The 2,694-nt window shown below is 73.7% G+C and carries 1 protein-coding gene; it reads left to right on the top strand.

All coding sequences use genetic code 11. The features are described 5' to 3' along the window. Positions 1-359 precede the first annotated feature (359 nt). Positions 360-2,582, top strand: coding sequence for an MMPL family transporter (locus ACWGDE_RS38010; protein ID WP_453393652.1), 2,223 nt, complete (start codon positions 360-362; stop codon positions 2,580-2,582). Positions 2,583-2,694 lie beyond the last annotated feature (112 nt).

Raw genomic sequence — 2,694 nt, forward strand, 5'->3', positions numbered from 1 at the left:
TTCGACGCCCGGGCGCCCTTCGGGGCCGGGGCGCCCTTCGGGGCCGGGGCGCCCTTCGGGGCCGGGGCCCGGTTCTCGACCCGGGCGGGCGGGCTCGCCACCGCGCTCCCGACCGCGCTCCTGGCCGGCAGGTCGTCCGTTCTGTTTATCGGCATATTCCATCTTCCCATCGGGCGGACCCCGGACCTCCGGACCACAGGCGGAGCGCGGACCAGGACCCTGGTCCTGGTCGGGGGCCCGCGCCGGTCCCTGGTCCCGGGTGCGAGTTCCTCCCCGGACCCGACGTTTCGCCGTGCGGCCGGTGATGAGCTGGTGATCAGCCGGGAACCCCCGGCCGCCACCCCGTTACGGAGGACTCCTTGATCCGCGCCCTGACCGCCTTCGCCACTCGAAGTCCATGGAAGGTCATAGCCCTCTGGGCGGTGCTGGGCATCGCCCTGACGATCTTCGGCCAGGCGCTCGTCTTCCGCGCCACACAGGCGAGCACCGGCGAGTTCCTGCCTGCCTCCTACGATTCGGCGGCCGCGCTGAAGGTAGCCGAGGAGCACTTCGGGGCCAAGCCGGACGCCAACCCGCTGACCGTGCTGGTGGGGCGCGCCGACGGTGCGGCGCTGACCGCGGCCGACGAGCGGCGGATCGACGACGTGGCGGCGAAGCTGTCCCGGCAGCGGATCGTCATGCCGCGGCCGAAGGACACCCCGACCTTCCTGATGCAGGACCGCTCCCAAACGCCCCGGATCAGCCCGGCCATGACGGCGCCCGACCGGAGCTTCCGGCTGCTGGCGGTCGAACTGACCGGCAATCCCATGGACCCCGGGATGCAGGAGCTGTACCGGACCTTCCGGGACCACGCCCGGGCCGAGTTCGCGGAGGCGGACCTGCGGACCGGGTTCACCGCCGGGCTCGCGGACACCGTGGACACCGCCGACGCGGAGGCCACCCGGTCCAAGATCGTGGGCGCCGTCATGCTCGCGGTGATCGTACTGCTGCACGTGCTGGTCTTCCGCAGCGTCCTGGCGGCGTTGCTGCCGCTGGTCGCCGTCAGCATCATCGGCGGAGCGGCGGCCGGGGTGGTGGTCATCACCGCACTGCTGACCGGGATCGAACTCGACGCCTCCACCCCCCAGTTGATCAGCGTGGTGCTGGTGGGCATCGGCATCGACTACTTCCTCTTCCTGCTCTTCCGCTTCCGCGAGCAGCTGCGCAAGCACCCGGAGCAGTCGGGCCGGGTGGCCGCGGCCGAGGTCGCCGGCCGGGTCGGTACGGCGATCACCTGTGCGGCGCTGACCATCGTCGCCGCGTTCTCCACCCTCGCGGTGGCCACCTTCGGCCAGTTCCGGGTGCTGGGCCCCGCCATCGCCGTGTCCGTACTGGTGATGCTGCTCGGCAGCCTGACCCTGATGCCGGCCATCCTCGCGGTCACCGGCCGCAAGATGTTCTGGCCCTCCCGGGCGCTGAAGCAGGAGCCCCGCGGGGGCGTGGCCGCGCGGACCGGCGATCTGGTGGCCCGGCGGCCGCTGACCCTGGTGCTCGCCTCCGTGGCCCTGCTGGGGGCGCTCGCCGCGGGAATGGCCGGGATGCGGGTGGACTACGGGCAGAGCGGCCCCGGCGGGGAGCGTACGGCTTCGGCGGCGACGGCGGCCGAGATCGCCCGCGCGCTGCCCGCCGGGGTCTCGGATCCGACCAGCGTGTTCGTGACCGCCACCGACGGCGGCGCGCTGACCGCCGAACGGCTCGGGGGGCTCTCCCGCGCGCTGGCCTCGGTCGGCGGGGTGGGCCAGGTGGCGCCGACGGTGCTGAGCGAGGACCGCCGGGCGGCCCGCATCGACCTGTTCCCGACCGCCGATGCGCACGGGCAGGAGGCCCGTGACCTGGTCTCCGGACCGGTCCGGGCCGCGGTGGCCGCGCACCGGCCGGACGGTACCGAGGCACATGTCGGCGGTACGGCGGCGATCTTCTCCGACATCGCGTCCGCCGTGGACAAGGACCTGAAGGTGGTCTTCCCGGTGGCGGCGGCGCTGATCGCGCTGATCCTGTTCCTGCTGCTGCGGAGCCTGCTGGCGCCGGTGGTCCTGATGCTCGCGGTGGGAATGGGCTTCGCGGCCACGCTGGGTGCCTCGACGCTGGTGTTCCAGCACGCGGCGGGCCGGCCGGGCGTGGACTTCTCGCTGCCGCTGGTGCTGTTCCTGTTCGTGGTCGCGCTGGGCACCGACTACAACATCCTGATCACCGACCGGATCAGGGAGGAGATGGACCGGCCCGGTCCGGCCCGTGCGGCGGTGGCCCGGGCGGTGCGGCACACGGCGCCGGCCATCGCGACCGCGGGACTTGTGCTGGCGTTCTCCTTCGGGAGCCTGGCCGCGAGCCAGGGCTCCGCGACGCAGCAGATCGGCTTCGCCACGGGCCTCGGGATCCTGCTCTCCGCGTTCGTGCTGTCGATCGTGCTGGTGCCGGCCGTGGCCGCGCTCCTGGGCCGGTCCCTGTGGTGGCCGCTCCGGTCCCGCCGGGGTGCCGAGGAGCCGGTGCCGGCCGGTGGCAGGCACCGGGAGCACCGGGAGTCCGAGCGGGTCATGACCGGCTGAGCCACCGGTCCGGCCCCGCGGGGGGCCGTGCGCGAAGCACCGTAGGAAGGGGAGCGTCGCGGGCCGGGCCCCCCACCCCCACGCACAAGCACAACCAGAAGCGAACGCCCGC

Source organism: Streptomyces sp. NPDC054956, assembly GCF_053609185.1.